The 17,165-nt window shown below is 72.7% G+C and carries 13 protein-coding genes; 9 read left to right on the top strand and 4 right to left on the bottom strand.

What is annotated here, in order from left to right:
* Positions 1-106 precede the first annotated feature (106 nt).
* On the top strand, positions 107-1,684 hold the full coding sequence (locus ACZ4O3_RS14575; RefSeq protein WP_362726484.1) for a FadD3 family acyl-CoA ligase: 1,578 nt from the start codon (positions 107-109) through the stop codon (positions 1,682-1,684).
* Between the two features lie 212 nt (positions 1,685-1,896).
* Here the strand turns inward: ACZ4O3_RS14575 and ACZ4O3_RS14570 are convergent, their stop codons facing one another.
* Both ACZ4O3_RS14570 and afsR read right to left on the bottom strand, forming a co-directional pair.
* The gene (locus ACZ4O3_RS14570) at positions 1,897-2,157 is read right to left on the bottom strand and encodes a hypothetical protein (RefSeq protein ID WP_362715798.1); all 261 of its coding nucleotides are present in this window, start codon (positions 2,155-2,157) and stop codon (positions 1,897-1,899) included.
* A gap of 213 nt (positions 2,158-2,370) precedes the next feature.
* Positions 2,371-5,340, bottom strand: coding sequence for an SARP-family global regulator AfsR (gene afsR / locus ACZ4O3_RS14565; RefSeq protein WP_467722315.1), 2,970 nt, complete (start codon positions 5,338-5,340; stop codon positions 2,371-2,373).
* Between the two features lie 322 nt (positions 5,341-5,662).
* Here afsR and ACZ4O3_RS14560 point away from each other — a divergent pair, with 322 nt between their 5' ends.
* The 7 genes from ACZ4O3_RS14560 (at position 5,663) to ACZ4O3_RS14530 (ending at position 14,109) form a co-directional block, all read left to right on the top strand.
* A complete protein-coding gene (locus ACZ4O3_RS14560; protein WP_467722314.1) occupies positions 5,663-6,898 on the top strand; it encodes an amidohydrolase family protein in 1,236 nt (411 codons plus the stop codon).
* Positions 6,880-7,815: an LLM class F420-dependent oxidoreductase gene (locus ACZ4O3_RS14555; protein WP_362715807.1), complete on the top strand. Its 936-nt coding sequence runs from the start codon at positions 6,880-6,882 to the stop codon at positions 7,813-7,815. The genes ACZ4O3_RS14560 and ACZ4O3_RS14555 overlap by 19 nt, the downstream gene beginning before the upstream one ends.
* Positions 7,816-7,828: 13 nt before the next feature.
* Positions 7,829-8,599 (top strand): SDR family NAD(P)-dependent oxidoreductase, encoded by a 771-nt coding sequence (locus ACZ4O3_RS14550; protein ID WP_362715809.1) that lies wholly within the window; start codon positions 7,829-7,831, stop codon positions 8,597-8,599.
* 94 nt (positions 8,600-8,693) lie between these two features.
* Entirely contained in the window at positions 8,694-9,812 is a 1,119-nt protein-coding gene (locus tag ACZ4O3_RS14545) for an LLM class flavin-dependent oxidoreductase (protein WP_352220443.1), read from the top strand.
* An 86-nt stretch (positions 9,813-9,898) separates the two neighbouring features.
* Positions 9,899-11,620 carry an N-acyl-D-amino-acid deacylase family protein gene (locus ACZ4O3_RS14540; RefSeq protein WP_467722313.1) on the top strand — a complete coding sequence of 574 codons (1,722 nt, stop codon included), beginning with the start codon at positions 9,899-9,901 and terminating at the stop codon, positions 11,618-11,620.
* On the top strand, positions 11,617-13,086 hold the full coding sequence (locus ACZ4O3_RS14535) for an aldehyde dehydrogenase family protein (RefSeq protein ID WP_467722312.1): 1,470 nt from the start codon (positions 11,617-11,619) through the stop codon (positions 13,084-13,086). Before ACZ4O3_RS14540 ends, ACZ4O3_RS14535 begins: the two co-directional genes overlap by 4 nt.
* A gap of 111 nt (positions 13,087-13,197) precedes the next feature.
* Entirely contained in the window at positions 13,198-14,109 is a 912-nt protein-coding gene (locus ACZ4O3_RS14530; protein WP_467722311.1) for an NmrA family NAD(P)-binding protein, read from the top strand.
* A gap of 7 nt (positions 14,110-14,116) precedes the next feature.
* Here ACZ4O3_RS14530 and ACZ4O3_RS14525 read toward each other — a convergent pair whose 3' ends face one another.
* The gene (locus ACZ4O3_RS14525) at positions 14,117-14,512 is read right to left on the bottom strand and encodes a nitroreductase/quinone reductase family protein (RefSeq protein WP_362715822.1); all 396 of its coding nucleotides are present in this window, start codon (positions 14,510-14,512) and stop codon (positions 14,117-14,119) included.
* 49 nt (positions 14,513-14,561) lie between these two features.
* Positions 14,562-16,073, bottom strand: a complete 1,512-nt coding sequence (locus ACZ4O3_RS14520) for a CehA/McbA family metallohydrolase (protein ID WP_362715825.1) — start codon at positions 16,071-16,073, stop codon at positions 14,562-14,564.
* Positions 16,074-16,227: 154 nt separating this feature from the next.
* On the opposite strand from ACZ4O3_RS14520, the gene ACZ4O3_RS14515 reads away from it, so the two are divergent.
* Positions 16,228-17,073 (top strand): LLM class F420-dependent oxidoreductase, encoded by an 846-nt coding sequence (locus tag ACZ4O3_RS14515; RefSeq protein ID WP_467722310.1) that lies wholly within the window; start codon positions 16,228-16,230, stop codon positions 17,071-17,073.
* The last annotated feature ends 92 nt before the right edge of the window (positions 17,074-17,165 follow it).

Raw genomic sequence — 17,165 nt, 5'->3', positions numbered from 1 at the left:
TAGCTGCTGAAGGGCTGCTGACAGTCCGTCAGGCTACAGCTAATCTGACGTACCGTCAGCTATGCGTTCTGTGCTCTCGCCTGGGGAGGCCGTTGTGCGCGGTGACATGGAGTGGGGGACCGTTCCGGGACTGGTGCGGTCGGCGGCCCGGCGGTACGCGGACACCGAGGCGGTGGTGGACGGCCGTACCCGGGTCACCTATGCCGAGCTGGGCGCCCGGGTGGAACGGGCGGCGGCCGCGTGCCTGGCGGCCGGCGTCGGGGCCGGCGACCGGGTGGCCGTCTGGGCGCCCAACTCCCTGGACTGGATCGTCGCGGCACTGGGCGCGGTCTCCGCGGGCGGGGTGCTGGTGCCGCTGAACACCCGCTTCAAGGGCACCGAGGCCGCGGACGTGCTGCGCCGCAGCGGGGCGCGCCTGCTGTTCGTGACGGGGACGTTCCTCGGGACGTCGTACGTGGCGTCGCTCCGCAGGGCGGCCGGGCAGGGCGACTCCCCGGGCCCGCTGCCGGGGCTGCCGCTGCTGCGGGACGTGGTGGTACTGGGGGAGGACGCGCCGGCCGGCTTCCGCACCTGGAAGGAGTTCCTGGCGGCCGGGGACGGCGTGACGGCGCAGGAGACGGCGGCCCGGGCAGCCGGGCTGGACGGCGGCTCGCTCTCCGACATCGTCTTCACCTCCGGCACCACGGGCCGCCCCAGGGGCGCGATGATCACGCACGCGCAGACCCTGCGGGCGTACGAGGTGTGGGCCGACCTGGCCGGTCTGCGGGCGGACGACCGGTACCTGATCGTGAACCCCTTCTTCCACACGTTCGGCTACAAGGCCGGGGTGATCGCCTGCCTGATGCGGGGCGCGACGATGATCCCGCAGCCGGTGTTCGACGTGGAGACGGTGCTGGCGAACGTCGCGGCGGAACGGGTCTCGGTACTGCCCGGCCCCCCGACCCTCCACCAGTCGCTCCTCGACCACCCGGCGCGCGACGCCCATGACCTCTCGGCGCTGCGGCTGGTGGTGACCGGAGCGGCGGTCGTACCGCTGCTCCTCGTCGAGCGCCTGCGCGGCGAGCTGGGCGTCGAGACGGTCCTGACGGCGTACGGCCTCTCCGAGGCGAGCGGCATCGTGACCATGTGCCGTCGTGCGGACGCGCCCTCGGTGATCGCGTCCACGTCCGGGCGGGCGATCCCCGGCACGGAGGTACGGGTGGACGCGGCGCCGGGCGAACCGGGCGAGGTGCTGGTGCGGGGCTTCAACGTGATGCGCGGTTACTACGAGGACGCGACCGCGACCGCCGGGACCCTGACGGCGGACGGCTGGCTGCGCACGGGCGACATCGGCGTCCTGGACCCGGCGGGGAACCTGCGGATCACCGACCGGCTGAAGGACATGTTCATCGTTGGCGGCTTCAACGCCTACCCGGCGGAGATAGAGCAACTGCTGGGCCTGCACCCGGATGTGGCGGACGTGGCGGTGATCGGCGTACCGGACGGACGGCTGGGCGAGGTCGGCCGCGCGTTCGTGGTGCGCCGCCGGGGCTCGGTGCTCACCGGGGACGACCTGATCGCCTGGGCGCGCCGCGAGATGGCCAACTACAAGGTGCCCCGCTCGGTGGAGTTCGTGAGCGAACTCCCACGCAACGCGAGCGGCAAGGTCCTGAAGGGCGGCCTGCGCGGCCACCGGCCGTCCTAGGCCGTGTCCGGCGCATCATGCGGCGGACACGGGGTCTGCCACGACCTCCCCAGGGGAGACCCCCGCGGCGTTCTCGTCGGTCGTCAGCGTGATGCGCCGTCGGTGTCCCGCGACCTGATCCGCCGGACGGGCCCCGGCGGCGACGGACACGCGCGGGCCGCGGCGGCTCCCCTCCGCGCCGCCGCGGCCCGTCCCGTCCGGGTGTGGTCTGATCAGGCCTTCTCGTCCGTCGCGTGGAAGTCGTCGGGCGAGTTCAGGGGCTCCGACGTGGCGTGGAAGTCCTTGCTGGCGATGTCACCCTCGCCGGCGGCCGGGGCGGTCGCGGTGTCCGTGACCGGCTTCGTGGCGGCGGCCGGGGCGGCCGCCGGGTCGAAGTCCGGCTTCGGGTCGACGATGAGAGCGGAGGCGGCGTCGGCCGGCTCGCTCGTGGCGTGGAAGTCGTCGGGCTTGACGGTCCCGGTGTTGTCGGCCATGGGTGACTCCTAGAGCACAGGAAGGTTCGGTTTGGGGATGCCCGCCCGGTCACTCCCCCGAGTGTCACCGGGCGGGCATCGCACGGCCGTTCACCCTAGTGGTGCGGCCATCGCACCGAGCCGTCTGCCCCCCGACGCGACGGTCCGGCACCACTGAGAGTGCCGGGTTTCGATAAACGAATGATGAACGCGGGCACGGGCCCTGGAACGGTCCTAGGGGGACCCCTGGCGGACCGGGGCGGATTCCAGGAGCCGACGTACGTCCGCCGCCTCCGGTGACTTTGACGCCTCGAACACCGAGAGCGCCTCCTGCCAGCAGACCTTCGCGCGGTCGGTCTGGCCGATGCCGTGCAGAGCGCGGCCCAGGGCCGTGAGGATGTTGGCGCGGCGCCACTCCCCGCCGATGCCGTGCAGCACGGCCAGCGCCTGTTCCGCGCACGCCGCGGCCTGTGCGGGGCTGTGGTCGGACAGATGGAGTTCGGCGATCCGGAAGAGCGTCATGCCGTGCCACAGCTGCTGTCGGGCGTCCTGGAACATGCCCAGGGCGCCGGTGAGGGTCTCCAGGGCCAGCCGAGTCTCTCCCGCGCTGGTCAGGGCGAGCCCCAGCGCGTACTTGCCGTTGGCCAGACGCAGGGCCATGCCGCTGTCGTCGCGTTCGTAGATGGCGATCCCCTGGCGGGCCAGGGAGACCGCGCTCTCGGTTCGGCCGGTCGCCAGATGGACCCGGGACAGATTGCACAGGGCGCTGGCCTCACCGGGCGTGTTGCCGTCCGCCCGGAATGCGGCCAGGGCCTGGGTGAGGTGCTGCTCTGCCTCGGCGTGCCGCACGTTGTAGAGGGCGATGATGCCCTGCTGGTTGGGTGCCTGGGCACACACCACGGGATCCCCGGCGGCCAGGCCGAGCCGGAGCGCTTCGCCCGCCTCCCGGTCCGACTCCGCGAACTGGCCCGATACGCCGAGGAGATGGCTGTGCATGAGGCGGGCGCGGCCCTCGGCGTAGGCGTCGCCGTACTGCTGGGCCGCGGAGATCACCGCGGTGGCGGCCTGGACGTACTGGCGGGCGCCGATACCGGACTCCCCGAGATCCACGGCCGCGACGAGGAGATCGGCCGCCCGGCGCAGCCGGCCCGTGGTGCCGCCGGCCTGCTGCACGGCTGCCAGCAGACCGCTCGCCTCGGTGAACAGCCAGTCCAGCGCCCTGTCCCGGTCGGTGAAGGAGAGACCCGGGTAGGTGCTGCGGATCAGGTGGTCCAGGACGCGTTCCCCGGGCCGCTCGATCGCGTACACCCCCGCCGCCGTGGCCAGGTAGAAGTCCAGGAGGCGGGACATCGCCGCCTCTCTTTCGCTCGGCGGCCTCTCGTCACGTTCCGCGCACGCACGCGCGTAGAGGCGGACCAGGTCGTGGAAGCGGTAGCGGCCGGGGGCCGCCGACTCCACGAGGGACGTGTCGACCAGGGCCTCCAGGAGGTCCTCGGTGTCCTCCGCCGGGAGGTCCAGGACCGCCGCGGCCGCCGCCAGCGAGATGTCCGGGCCGTCGGCCAGGCCCAGCAGCCGGAAGGCGCGGGCCTGGGCCGGTTCCAGCTGGCCGTAGCCGAGTTCGAAGGTCGCCTTCACCGCCAGGTCGCCGGCCTGGAGCTCGTCCAGGCGGCGGCGCTCGTCCGCGAGCTTCGCGGCAAGCACCGAGACCGTCCAGGTGCGGCGGGCCGCGAGCCGGGACGCCGCGATGCGGATCGCGAGGGGGAGGAAGCCGCACGCGGCCACCACGTCGAGGGCCGCCTTCCGCTCCGCGGCCACCCGCTCCGCGCCCACGATCCTCGTGAAGAGCTGGAGCGCCTCGTCGGGGGACATCACGTCCAGGTCCACCAGGTGCGCCCCCGCCAGGTCGACCATCCGCACCCGGGAGGTGACCAGCGCCGCACATCCCTCGGTGCCCGGCAGCAGTGGACGGACCTGGGCCGCGTCCTTCGCGTTGTCCAGCAGCACCAGCACCCGGCGGCCGTCCAGGACCGAGCGGTACAGGGCCGCCCGGTCGTCCAGGGTGTCCGGGATGGCGGAGTCGGCGGTGCCCAGGGCGCGCAGGAAGGAGCCCAGGACCGTCTCCGGTTCCGCGGCCCGGGGCCCCGCTCCTTGCAGGTCGACGTACAACTGGCCGTCCGGGAAGGCCGAACGGGCCTGGTGGGCCACATGGACGGCCAGCGTGGTCTTGCCCACGCCGCCGATGCCGGCCAGCGCCGAAACGGCCATCACCCGGCCGTCCGCCGAGGCCAGCACCTCGCCCAGCTCGGTGACACAGGCGGACCGGCCGGTGAAGTCGGGCACGGTGGCGGGCAGCTGGGCGGGGCGGACGAGGACGGCCGGAGGGTCCGCGGCGGGCGAGGAGGGTTCCGCCAGGGCCGGGTCGGCCCGGAGGATGCGCTGCTGGAGGTCGCGCAGGCCCGGGCGCGGGTCGACGCCCAGCTCCTCGGCCAGCAGGCGGCGGGTGTCCGCGTACACCGCGAGGGCCTCGGCCTGCCGGCCGCTGCGGTACAGGGCCAGCATCAGCAGCTCGCGCAGCCGCTCGCGCAGCGGGTGGGCCGCGGTCAGCGCCGTCAGCTCCGACACCGCCTCGGCGTGGCTGCCCTGCTCCAGGTCCATGTCCAGGCGGGTCTCGAGGAGTTGCAGCCGCCACTCGTCCAGCCGGACCCGGTGGGCGTCGGCGTACGGGCCGGGGACACCGGCCAGCGCCTCGCCGTCCCACCGGGCCAGGGCCCGGTTCAGCAGGTCCCGGGAGTGGCCCAGATCACCGGCGCTCCGCGCCTTCTCCGCCTCCGCCGCCAGGTCCTGCACCGCCGCCAGGTCCAGGGCGCCCTCGCCGAGACCGCGGACGGCGTAGCCGCCGGACTCGCTGACCAGGACGCCCGGATCCAGGATCTTCCGCAGCCGGGACGCGTACGTCCGGACCGCCGCCAGCGCCTGCGACGGCGGCTCGGGGCCCCACAGCGCGTCGATCAGCTCGGCCGCGGTCGCCGTGCGGCCCTCGCGCAGCAACAGGGCCGCGAGCAGCGCGCGTTGCTGAGGTGAGCCGGTGTTGAGCGGCTGCCCCTCGCGCCAGGCGCGCACCGGACCGAGCACACTGAAGCGCAACGCCGCCTCCGACGAGGAGGAGGGGCGCCGCTGCTCCGGTACCCGCGGTCCACCGTCCATGCCCGTCCCCCTAGACATCCCGATCCACCCCGTCAGTCTGCCTTGTCCACGGGAGCCGCGTCAGCCTGGCGAGACCCCGATCACAGGCCGACGTGGGGTAGTCCACACAGCCTTCACATCGAAGTGTCCCCGCGAACGGGTCCGGTTCGCGACGGAACGTTTCCGCCGGTGGCTCCGGACCACGCGGACGGTAAGGCCCGGAGGCCGGCCCCCGGTGGCCCGGAAGCCGCCGCCGGTGCGCCGGGCGGGTTGTCACCGTCCGGCTGACGAACCGTCATCACGATAGCTGACGGTTCGTCAGATCAGCGCTACCGTGAGCGCCATGGACACCCAGGACGGCACCTTTCCGCTGATCATCTCCGTCGACGACCACACCGTGGAGCCGCCGGACGTCTGGCAGTCCCGCCTCCCGAAGAAGTACCTGGACACCGGGCCGCGCATCGTCCGTGCCCCGCTGCGCGAGATGAGCTTCCTCGGCGGCCGCTTCAAGCCGGTCATGGGCAGCCCCGGCGAGGACGGCCCGATCGGGGACTGGTGGATCTACGAGGACCTGCACCGCCCCCTCACCCGCCTCGACACCGCGGTGGGCTACAGCCGGGACGAGATCAAGCTGGAGGTGATCACGTACGAGCAGATGCGGGCCGGTTCGTACGACGTCCCGCGGCGGCTCGCCGACATGGACGTCAACCACGTCCAGTCCGCCCTCTGCTTCCCGACCTTCCCCCGCTTCTGCGGGCAGACCTTCACCGAGGCCCAGGACCGCGAACTGGCCCTGCTCTGCGTCCAGGCCTACAACGACTGGATGGTGGAGGAGTGGTGCGGCCCGCTGGCGCAGGGCCGGCTGATACCCCTGACCCTCATCCCCCTCTGGGACGCCGGCCTGGCCGCCGCCGAGGTCCGCCGCAACGCGGCCCGCGGGGTCCGCGCCGTCGCCTTCTCCGAGATCCCCCCGCACCTCGGGCTGCCCTCCGTCCACACCGACGACTGGGACCCCTTCCTCGCCGCCTGCGACGAGACCGGCACGGTCGTCGCCATGCACATCGGCTCCAGCAGCCGGATGCCGTCCACCTCCGCCGACGCGCCGCCGGCCGTCGGCTCCACGATCACCTTCGCCAACTGCTGCTTCTCGATGGTGGACTGGCTGATGAGCGGCAAGTTCGAGCGCTTCCCGAACCTGAAGGTGATGTACGCGGAGGGCCAGATCGGCTGGATCCCCTACATCCTGGAACGCGCGGACGTGGTCTGGGAGGAGAACCGCGCCTGGGGCGGCGTCGCCGACAAGGTCACCCGCCCGCCCTCCGAACTCTTCGCCGAGCACGTCCACGGGTGCTTCTTCGACGACGCGTTCGGCCTGAAGAACCTCGACGCCATCGGCCTCGGCAACGTCCTCTACGAGACCGACTACCCGCACTCCGACTCCACCTGGCCGAAGTCCCGCGAGGTCGGCGAGGCCCAGATGGGCCACCTGGCCCCGGACGTGATCGAACGCATTGTCCGCGGCAACGCGATCGACCTGCTGGGGCTGACCCCGGAGGGTCTGTGGGGCGGTACGAGGTGACCGACTTCGGCATCCAGCTCCCCGTCCAGTCCCAGTCCACGATCTACGCCGAGAAATGGGAGGCGGAGGCCGGCGCCGCGGACCTGGTGGAGATCGCCCGGGCCGTGGAGCGGGCCGGCTTCGCCTACCTCGCGGTCTGCGACCACGTGGCGATCCCGCACCGGCTCGCCGACGCGATGAGCACGGTCTGGTACGACCCGGTCGCCACCCTCGCCCACCTGGCCGCCGTCACCGAGCGGATACGCCTGCTCAGCCACGTCGCGGTCGTCGGCCTGCGGCACCCCCTGCTCTCCGCCAAGCAGTACGCGACCCTCGACCACCTCTCCGGCGGCCGGCTGGTCCTCGGGGTCGGGGCGGGGCACGTGCGGGAGGAGTTCGAGGTGCTCGGGGTGGACTTCGGGCAGCGGGGCGCGGTCCTGGACGAGGCGGTCGACGCGTTGCGGGCCGCTCTCGGGCCGGACGAGTTCCCCGTCCACCACGGCAAGTTCTACGACTTCGAGGGGCTCGGGCAGCGGCCCCGGCCCGCGCAGCGCCGGGTGCCGATCTGGGTCGGCGGCTCGTCCCCGGCCGCGGTGCGGCGGGCCGCGCTCAAGGGCGACGGCTGGCTGCCGCAGGGCGACCCGAGGGACCGGCTGCCCGCCCAGATCGCCCGGCTGCGGCGGCTGCGCGAGGAGGCGGGGGTGACGGAGCCCCTCGTGGTCGGTGCGATAGCCGAGCCGCTGTACCTCGGCACCCCCCGGTGGGAGGTCGGCCGGCGCACCGTCAGCGGTACCCCGGAGGCCGTCGCCGAGTCGCTGCGGGCCTACGGCGAGATGGGCGTGCACCAGGTACAGGTGCGGTTCCGCAGCCGGAACCGGGCCGAACTCATCGACCAGATAAGCGCGTTCGGGGCGGACGTCGCGCCCCGGCTGAGCTGAGGAGCGGGTGGCCATGGGCAAGCTGGACGGGCGGGTCGTCATCGTCACCGGGGCGGCGCGCGGACAGGGTGAGCAGGAGGCGCGGCTCTTCGCCGAGGAGGGCGCGAGCGTGGTCGTGGCGGACGTGCTGGACGACCAGGGGGAGGCCCTCGCCAAGGAGATCGGGGCCCGCTACGTCCACCTGGACGTGGGCGTGGAGGCCGAGTGGCAGGCCGCCGTCGCCGCCGTCAAGCAGGCGTACGGCCGGCTCGACGGGCTGGTGAACAACGCGGGCATCCTGCGGTTCAACGCGCTCGTGGACACGCCCCTCGACGAGTTCATGCAGGTCGTCCAGGTCAACCAGGTCGGTTGCTTCCTGGGTATGAAGACGGTGGCGCCCGAGCTGGCCGACGGCGGGACCATCGTCAACACGGCGTCCTACACCGCGCTGACGGGGATGGCCGCGGTGGGGACGTACGCCGCCACCAAACACGCGGTGCTCGGGCTCACCCGGGTCGCCGCGCTGGAACTGGCCGGCCGGCGCATACGCGTCAACGCGATCTGCCCGGGTGCCATCGACACGGCGATGTCCAACCCGGCGCGGCTCGACCCCACCGCCGACCCGGAGGAGATGAGCCGGGCCCTGGACGAGCTGTACCGCAAGCTGGTGCCGCTGGGCCGGATCGGGCGGGCGGAGGAGGTGGCCAGGCTGGCGCTGTTCCTGACCTCGGACGACTCCTCGTACATCACCGGGCAGCCGTTCGTGATCGACGGGGGCTGGCTGGCCGGGGTCTCGGTAATCTGACGGTCCATCAGCTATTGACGGTGGCAGCGGCCGGTGCGACAGTCGGCCAACGGTATCTGACGGAACGTCAGACAATTTGGGACGGTGAACCGCCTTGGAATTCGGGCTCTTTGTACAGGGATACGTGGGCAAGCGCGCCGAGACCGACCCGCTGGCCGAGCACAAGGCACTGATGGAGGAGACCGAGTACGTCATCCAGGCGGACAAGTCCGGTTTCAAGTACGCCTGGGCCTCCGAGCACCACTTCCTCGACGAGTACTCGCACCTGTCGGCGAACGACGTCTTCCTGGGGTACCTCGCGCACGCGACCGAGCGCATCCACCTCGGCTCCGGGATCTTCAACCCGCTCGCCCAGGTCAACCACCCGGTGAAGGTCGCCGAGAAGGTCGCCATGCTCGACCACCTCACCGGCAACCGCTTCGAGTTCGGCAGCGGACGCGGCGCCGGCTCCCACGAGATCCTCGGGTTCCTGCCGGGCATCACCGACATGAACTACACGAAGGAGATCTGGGAGGAGACCATCGCCGAGTTCCCCAAGATGTGGCTCCAGGACGAGTACGCCGGGTTCCAGGGCAAGCACTGGCAGCTGCCGCCGCGAAAGGTGCTGCCGAAGCCGTACGGCAGGTCCCACCCCGCGATGTGGTACGCGGCCGGGTCGCCGCCGTCGTACGCCATGGCCGCGAAGAAGGGGCTCGGCGTCCTCGGGTTCAGCATCCAGAAGGTATCCGACATGGAGTGGGTGCTGGAGCAGTACAAGACGGCGATCGTGAACGCGGAGCCGGTGGGCGACTTCGTCAACGACAACGTGATGGTGACCACGACGGCGATCTGCGCGCCGACCCACGACGAGGCGATCCGGATCGCCGCGTCCGGCGGGCTGCACTACCTGCCGTCGCTGGTGTTCCGCTACCACGACACGTTCCCGCGGCCCGAGGGCTTCCCGGTGTGGCCGGAGACGCTGCCCGAGTACACGCCGGAGTTCGTCGAGCTGCTCGTCGAGGAGGAACTGCTGATCTGCGGTGATCCGGACGAGGTGCTGCGGCAGTGCAAGCGGTGGGAACAGGCCGGGGCGGACCAGCTGAGCTTCGGGCTGCCGGTGGGGGTGCCGAAGGAGGAGACGCTGCAGACGATCCGGCTGATCGGGGAGCACGTGATTCCGAAGATCGACACGGATCCGGTGCACCGGACCACCCGGTTCCGGGGTGCCGCGTAGGCGCCGTCGCGGGGTGCGGGTGCGTTGTGGCCGGTTGCGCAGTTCCCCGCGCCCCTTTTCGGTAACGGAGTTGAAAAGGGAGCCCCATGCTTGACCACCTCATCAAGGGCGCGACCGTCGTCGACGGAACCGGTGCGCCCGCCCACACCGCCGACGTCGGTATCCGCGACGGCCGGATCGCCGTCGTCGGTACCGTCACCGAGGAAGCCCGTACCACCGAGGACGCCACCGGGCTCGTGCTCGCCCCCGGTTTCGTCGACCCCCACACCCACTACGACGCCCAGCTCTTCTGGGATCCGTACGCCACCCCCTCCCTCAACCACGGGGTCACGACGGTCGCGGCCGGCAACTGCGGCTTCACCCTCGCGCCCCTGAAGCCGGGGGACGCCGACTACACGCGCCGCATGATGTCCAAGGTCGAGGGCATGTCACTGGTCGCCCTGGAGGAAGGGGCGCCCTGGAGCTGGACCTCCTTCGGGGAGTACCTGGACGCGCTCGAAGGCCGGATCGCCGTCAACGCCGGGTTCATGGTCGGGCACTGTGCCCTGCGCCGGTACGTGATGGGGCCGGACGCGGTCGGCGGACAGCCCAGCGAGGACCAACTCGCCGCCATCGTCGCCCTGCTGCACGAGGCCATGGACGCGGGCGCCTGGGGCTTCTCCACCACCCAGTCGTCCACCCACTCGGACGGCGACGGACAGCCGGTCGCCTCCCGGCACGCCCGCCCGGCGGAACTGCTGGCCCTCTCGCGGGCCGTCGGGGAACACGAGGGCACGCAGATCGAGGCGATCGTCGCCGGCTGCCTCGACCAGTTCAGCGACGCCGAGATCGACCTGTTCGCCGAGATGAGCGCGGCGGCCGGCCGGCCGCTGAACTGGAACGTGCTCACCGTGGACGCCGCCGTGCCGGAGCGGGTGCCCCGCCAGCTCCAGGCGAGCGAGCGGGCCCGCAAGGCGGGCGGCCGGGTCGTGGCGCTGACCATGCCGATCCTCACGCCGATGAACATGTCCCTGGGCACCTTCTGCGCGCTGAACCTGATACCCGGGTGGGGGCCGGTCCTCGGGCTGCCCGTGCCGGAGCGGATCGAGAGGCTCCGCGACCCCGAGGTACGCGCCCGGATGCTGGAGCGCGCCCACTCGAAGGAGGCCGGTGTCTTCCGGCGGCTCGCGAACTTCGGTCGGTACGTCATCGGCGACACCTACAGCGAGGCCAACGCCGGGCTGTCGGGCCGGGTGGTCGAGGACATCGCGGCGGAGCGGGGCCTGGACCCGTTCCACTGCCTGGTCGAGATCTGCGCGGCCGACGGACTCCGCACCGTCCTGTGGCCCATGCCCACCGACAACGACCCCGCCTCCTGGGCGCTGCGCGCCGAGACCTGGCAGCACGAGGACGTACTGCTCGGCGGGTCCGACGCGGGGGCGCATCTGGACCGGATGTGCGGAGCGCCGTACACCACCCGGTTCCTCGGCGACTGTCTGCGCGGCCGCAGACTGCTCGGCCTCGAACAGGCGGTGAAGATGCTGACCGACGATCCCGCCCGGCTCTTCGGGCTGCGGGAACGGGGCCGGATCACGGAGGGCTGGCATGCGGACCTCGTGCTCTTCGACCCGGAGCGGATCGCCGCCGGCCCGGCCACCCTGGTGCACGACCTGCCGGGCGACAGCCCCCGCCTGGACGCGAAGGCGATCGGGGTGCGGGCGGTCTGGGTGAACGGGGTCGAGGCCATCCGTGACGACGCGGTCAGCGGCGCCGTGCCCGGGAAGGTGCTGCGGTCCGGCCGCGACACCAGCACGGTGAGCACCCGGTGAGGGACGCGGCCGGCGGGCAGCGGCTGTTCGTCGGGGGACGCTGGGTGGACCCCGACGGCGGCCACTACGCGGTCGTCGACCCGGCCACCGAAGAGACCGTCGGCTGGGCTCCAGAGGCCTCCGAGGAGCAGGTACTGGCCGCCTGCGCGGCCGCCCGGGAGGCGTTCGACGGCTGGTCACGGACCCCGGCGGCGGAACGGGCGGCGGTCCTCGGCCGGGCCGCCGACATCATCCGCGGCAGACTGGCGGAGTTCGCCGACCTGGCCCGGGCGGAGACCGGCGCGACGACCGGGACCGCCCGGGCGATGCAGGTGGGGGTGGCCGCGGCCCGGTTCCGCCGGTACGCCACCGTCGAGCCCGCCGAGTGGGCGATCCCGCCGCAGATCAACGAGGCCGGGCCGATGGGCAGGGCGGGGGTGATGGGCGCGCTGGCGGTGCGTCAGCCGGTGGGCGTGGTCAGCTGCATCACGTCGTACAACAACCCCTGGGCCAACCCGGCGGGCAAGGTCGCGCCCGCGCTGGCCATGGGCAACACGGTGGTGGTGAAACCTGCACCGCAGGACCCGCTCTCCGTCTACCGCATGGCCGAGGCGCTGGAGGCGGCCGGCGCCCCGCCGGGCGTGCTGAACGTCGTCTCCGGCCGGTCGGCCGGCGTCGGCGAGGCCGCGGTGGCCTCGTCCGACGTCGACATGGTGAGCTTCACCGGGTCCACGGCCGTCGGGCAGCGCATCGCCGAGGTGTGCGGGCGGGACATGAAACGGCAGCTGATGGAGCTGGGCGGGAAGGGCGCGGCCGTCGTCCTCGCCGACGCGGACGTCGGTTCCGCGGTGGCGGGCATCGGCACCACCTTCTCCTTCTACAGCGGGCAGATCTGTACGGCACCCACCCGGGTGCTGGTGCAGCGGCCGCTGTACGACCGGCTGGTGGAGCAACTGGCCGCCTACGCGGGCCGGCTGAAGGTCGGAGACCCGGCGGCACCGGACACGGTGGTGGGGCCGCTGATCACGGCCGCGCACCGGGCGCGGGTCGAGTCCTACGTCGAACTCGCAGGGAAGGAGGGCGCGACGGTGGTGACGGGCGGCGAGCACTCCCGCGGCCCCCTGCCGGAGCGGGGTTTCTACCTCGCGCCCACCCTCCTCGCCGACTGCACCAACGAGATGCGCGCGGTCCGCGAGGAGATCTTCGGTCCGGTCGTCGCGGTCGTCCCCTTCGACGAGGAGGACGAGGGCATCGCCCTCGCCAACGACTCCGACTACGGCCTCATCGACTACGTCTGGTCGGGGGACGTGGCCCGCGCCTTCCGGGTGGCGCGGCGGCTGCGGGCGGGAGGCGTCGGGATCAACACCGTCGGGCGGAACATGGAGGCACCCTTCGGCGGGTTCAAGAAGAGCGGGGTGGGCCGGGACGTCGGCTCCTACGCCCTGCACGCCTACAGCGAGACGCAGGCGATCGTCTGGCCGGGGTGAGGGCGGACGGCGGCTGCTCCTGACGTGTGGCCCGCACGGCGAGGCGTGCCGGGAGGCGATCCGGGTGCCGTAGAAAGGCGGGGGCGGATCGCCGACTTTCGGGAGGACGTCTTGCCGAGTACTGATCCGGTCCTGGTCACCGGCGCCGGCGGTGGCGTCGGAGGGGTGGGCGCGAGGGTCCTCCGGGAGCTGCGCCGGCACGGGGTGCCGGTGCGGGCGCTGGTGCACCACGACGACGACCGTGCCACCGCGCTGCGGGCCCTCGACGGCGTGGAGGTGGTCGTCGGCGACCTCACGCGCGGCGCGGACGTGGTCGCGGCCCTGGACGGCTGCCGCAGGGCGTACTACGGGATGAGCCCGTCGGCCGACTACCTGGAGGCCACCGCGACCGTGGCGGCGGCGGGGCTCGCGGGCGGCCGGCTCGAACTGCTGGTGCACATGTCGCAGATGACCGTCTCCCAGATGACCCTCACCAGCAGCACGGAGTCGCACCAGCAGCGGCTGCACCGGCTCTCCGAACACGTCCTCAACTGGTCCGGTCTGCCGGTCGTCCACGTCCGGCCGACGGTGTTCATGGAGAACCCGCTCTTCGGCGTGCTCGCCGTGGCCTCCGCCCGGCGTGACGGCACGATCCGCCTTCCCTTCGGCACCGCGCGCACCTCGCCGGTGGCCGCCCGCGACGTGGCCGCGGTGGTCGCCCGGCTGCTGCTGGACCCTTCGCCGCAGGCCGGCCGGGTCTACGAACTGACCGGCGCCGCCTCCCGCGACATGTCCGCGATCGCCGCCGAGTTCTCCGCCGCGCTGGGACGCACCGTGACGTACGTCGACGTGCCCTACGACGAATGGGTCGAGCACGACCTCGGGCCGCTGTCCCTGACGCCGCATCTCTTCGACCACATCGCCACGATGGCCCGGCTGCACCGGGAGAACCGCTACGACCGGGCGACCGACGACGTGACGCGGCTCCTGGGCCGCCCGCCCGCGGGCTTCGACAGCCTGCTCGAAGCCGCCGCCCCGGAGTGACCCAGGCTCAGCCGTCCAGATCCACCCGCACCGTCAGCAGTTCGGTCCCGAGCAGCCTGACGGCCGTGCTGTTGCCCCGGGGCAGCGTGCGCAGCCGGGCCACCGGGTCGTCGTCGGGCATGAGACGGGCCGTCCCCGTGTGCCACTTCCCCCCGACGCGGACCCGCACCCGGGGGTCGGCCTTGATGTTGCGGACGTACTGCGACCGCTCGCCGAACTCCGACACCAGCCAGAAGGACCCGCCGACCCGCCGGCCGCCCAGCGGTGTGCGGCGGGGCAGCCCGGAGGTGCGCCCGGTGGTCTCCAGGAGGGTCTGGAAGGGCATCAGCCGCGTGAGCGGGTTGGCGACATGACGCTGGAAGGCGGTGGTGGCGCGGAAACGGGCATCAGTGGGGCGGGGCATGGTCCGTGCGACTCCTTCGCTGCTGCGGTCTTCGGCCCGGGCGGCTCTCTCACCGGCCCAGGAAGACCGGGTTCGTCAGTGCCGCCAGGGCGCCGGGCAGCGGGCCCGCCGCCGTCTCGTGGCGCAGTTCCGCGCGTACGTACGCCGCGTACTGCGGGGTGGTCCGCCATTCGACCACGCCCGAGCCGGACACCGGGAGCGGGTCGCTGGTCAGCAGGACCCCCTCGTCGGTGACGAGGCGGACCGTGCAGCGCGGCACCCCGGAGGCCTCCAGACGGACCGTCACCGGAGTGTCGTCGGCCACCTCCAGCCGCTCGCCGATCCCGGCCCGCCGGCCGCGGCCGCCCGTCGCCGTGAGGCTCACCTTCACGTTCTTCGACTCGGCGATGTAGGACCGGCCCGCGCGCAGGCCCTCCTGGACGGCCTCGCGGGTCAGGTCGTCGGCGAGGACGACGGTCTGGGGCGTCCCGACGGCGTCCGGGTCGCGGTGCGCGTCGCTGTTGCCCATCGCCGGCAGCCATCGTCCGCCCGCGCGCACCGACGCGACCAGCGTGGCGTCCCAGGCGGACAGGGCCACCTCGTCGTCGGGGGTGTAGGGGCCGTTCCACACCTCGACCGCGTCCGCGTCCCCGAACCCGAACTTCCAGGCGCAGCCCACACACGTGGCGTGCGGATGCGCCGGTACGACCAGACCGCCGGCTTTGCGGATCTGGTGGGCGAAGCGGCCGAAGCGGTTGTCGCGGGCCCGGTAGCGCCAGTCGACGAAGGTCCCGGGGTCCATGCCGAGGGCGACGACGTGGCCGTTGCGGGTGGTGACCTCCTCGCCGAGCAGGATCAGCAGGTCGTCGCCGGCCTGGTCCGCCCAGTGCGCGTGCGAGGAGTGCGTGTTGTGGTCGGAGGAGTTGATGAAGTCCAGGCCGGCGGCACGGGCGAGGGCAGCGATCTCGGCGGGGGTGCGGCGGCCGTCGGAGTACCAGGAGTGCAGGTGGCAGTCGCCCCGGTACCAGTCCCGGCCCCGGCCCTTGGCCCGCTCCGGCGGGTACACCGGGCGGACGGGGGTGCCGGGCTCGCCGTACGTCAGCGTGATCGTCAGCTCGTAGTTCAGGCCCTGCGGGGCGACCGTGTAGGGGCCGAGGGCGACCTGCCAGGTGCCGGCGTGGACCGGGCCGGGCAGGTACCCCGGGGTGGCGTCGTCGGCGCGGATGAAGAACTCCGTGCGGGCCCCGCCCGACCAGCCCCGGAAGCCCTTGCCGCCCAGCTCGGTGCCGTGCTGGTCGAAGACGCCGATGTCGAGCGCGTTGCCCGTGGTGCCGGCCGGGACGCCCGGCCGGTCGTAGGTGTAGGAGACCTTGATCTCCCGGACGCCGGCGGGGACCTCGACCGGGACGTACACGAAGTCCGGGCAGCCGGGCGGCAGCGTGCCGCGTACCGTCCGCGTCTCCTGGGTCCCCGGGTCCTGACCGTCCGCCGCTGCGAAGCTCACGGTCCCCAACGTAAGGGCTGCCGCCGCGCCCGTCACGAACAGTGCGCGTCTGCCGATGCCGTGCGTGTCCTCACACATGCCGGTGACTCTCCCCTCTCGACGTGAACTCCCCTGGAAGGCCGGGGAATCCACAGGCATCCGTATGGCATGTGCATAGCCGTGTGAAAGACGGGACGGATGATGCCGACCAGTCGGTATGGACAGATCGCGCCATCGCCGGTACAGATGGCCCATGCGCATAGCCGTCACGATCTTCCTCACCGACGAGACCATCGCCCCCGTCCGGCTCGCCCGTGAGCTGGAAGCGCGCGGTTTCGCCGGCCTCTACCTGCCCGAGCACACGCACATCCCCGTCGAACGGACCACCCCGTACCCGGCCGGCGGCGACCTGCCCCGCGAGTACGGCCGCACCCTCGACCCCTTCGTCGGACTCGGCCAGGCCGCCGCCGTCACCGAGCGTCTCGGCCTCGGCACCGGCATCACCCTGGTCGCCCAGCACGATCCGATCGACCTCGCCAAGCAGATCGCCACCCTCGACCACCTGTCCGGCGGCCGCTTCACGCTCGGCGTCGGCTTCGGCTGGAACGTCGAGGAGGCCGCGGACCACGGCGTGACCTGGCGGACGCGACGGGAGCTGAGCCGGGACCGGATGGCGCTGATGCGGGCGCTGTGGACGGAGGAACCGACCGCCTACGAAGGGGAGTTCGGGAGCGTACGGGCGTCGTCCGCGTATCCCAAGCCCGTCCAGAAGCCGCGCGGGCCGGTCGTCGGTCCGCGCACGCTGGTCGGCGGGGCGGCGGGGCCGAAGCTGTTCGCCCACATCGCGGAGTACGCGGACGGCTGGATGCCGATCGGAGGACGCGGGCTCACCGAGTCGCTGCCGGTCCTGCGGGGCGTGTGGACCGACGCGGGGCGGGATCCGGCGGGGCTGCAGGTCGTCCCGTACGCGGTCTTCCCGACCCCCGGCAAACTCGCGCACTATGCCGAACTGGGCGTCGAGGAGGTCGTGGTACAGCTGCCTCCGGCAGGGGAGGCGGAGGTACTGGCGGCGTTGGACGGGTACGCGCAGCACCTCTGAGCGCGTGCGTCGTCGGCCGCGGGCGCGCTGTGGCCGGTCGCGCAGTTCCCCGCACCCCTTCAGGGCGCCTGCTGCAGCGCCCTGCTTTGAGG

This window comes from Streptomyces sp. NPDC026515 (assembly GCF_055567595.1).
This window is presented reverse-complemented; position numbering and strand designations above follow the sequence as displayed.

Excerpts from the sequence above, each read along its gene's own strand:
- ACZ4O3_RS14540 (WP_467722313.1), top strand. The coding sequence starts at position 9,899 with ATGCTTGACCACCTCATCAAGGGCGCGACCGTCGTCGACGGAACCGGT.
- ACZ4O3_RS14520 (WP_362715825.1), bottom strand. The coding sequence starts at position 16,073 with ATGTGTGAGGACACGCACGGCATCGGCAGACGCGCACTGTTCGTGACG.
- ACZ4O3_RS14570 (WP_362715798.1), bottom strand. The coding sequence starts at position 2,157 with ATGGCCGACAACACCGGGACCGTCAAGCCCGACGACTTCCACGCCACG.
- afsR (WP_467722315.1), bottom strand. The coding sequence starts at position 5,340 with ATGGACGGTGGACCGCGGGTACCGGAGCAGCGGCGCCCCTCCTCCTCG.
- ACZ4O3_RS14515 (WP_467722310.1), top strand. The coding sequence starts at position 16,228 with ATGCGCATAGCCGTCACGATCTTCCTCACCGACGAGACCATCGCCCCC.
- ACZ4O3_RS14525 (WP_362715822.1), bottom strand. The coding sequence starts at position 14,512 with ATGCCCCGCCCCACTGATGCCCGTTTCCGCGCCACCACCGCCTTCCAG.
- ACZ4O3_RS14560 (WP_467722314.1), top strand. The coding sequence starts at position 5,663 with ATGGACACCCAGGACGGCACCTTTCCGCTGATCATCTCCGTCGACGAC.
- ACZ4O3_RS14575 (WP_362726484.1), top strand. The coding sequence starts at position 107 with ATGGAGTGGGGGACCGTTCCGGGACTGGTGCGGTCGGCGGCCCGGCGG.
- ACZ4O3_RS14550 (WP_362715809.1), top strand. The coding sequence starts at position 7,829 with ATGGGCAAGCTGGACGGGCGGGTCGTCATCGTCACCGGGGCGGCGCGC.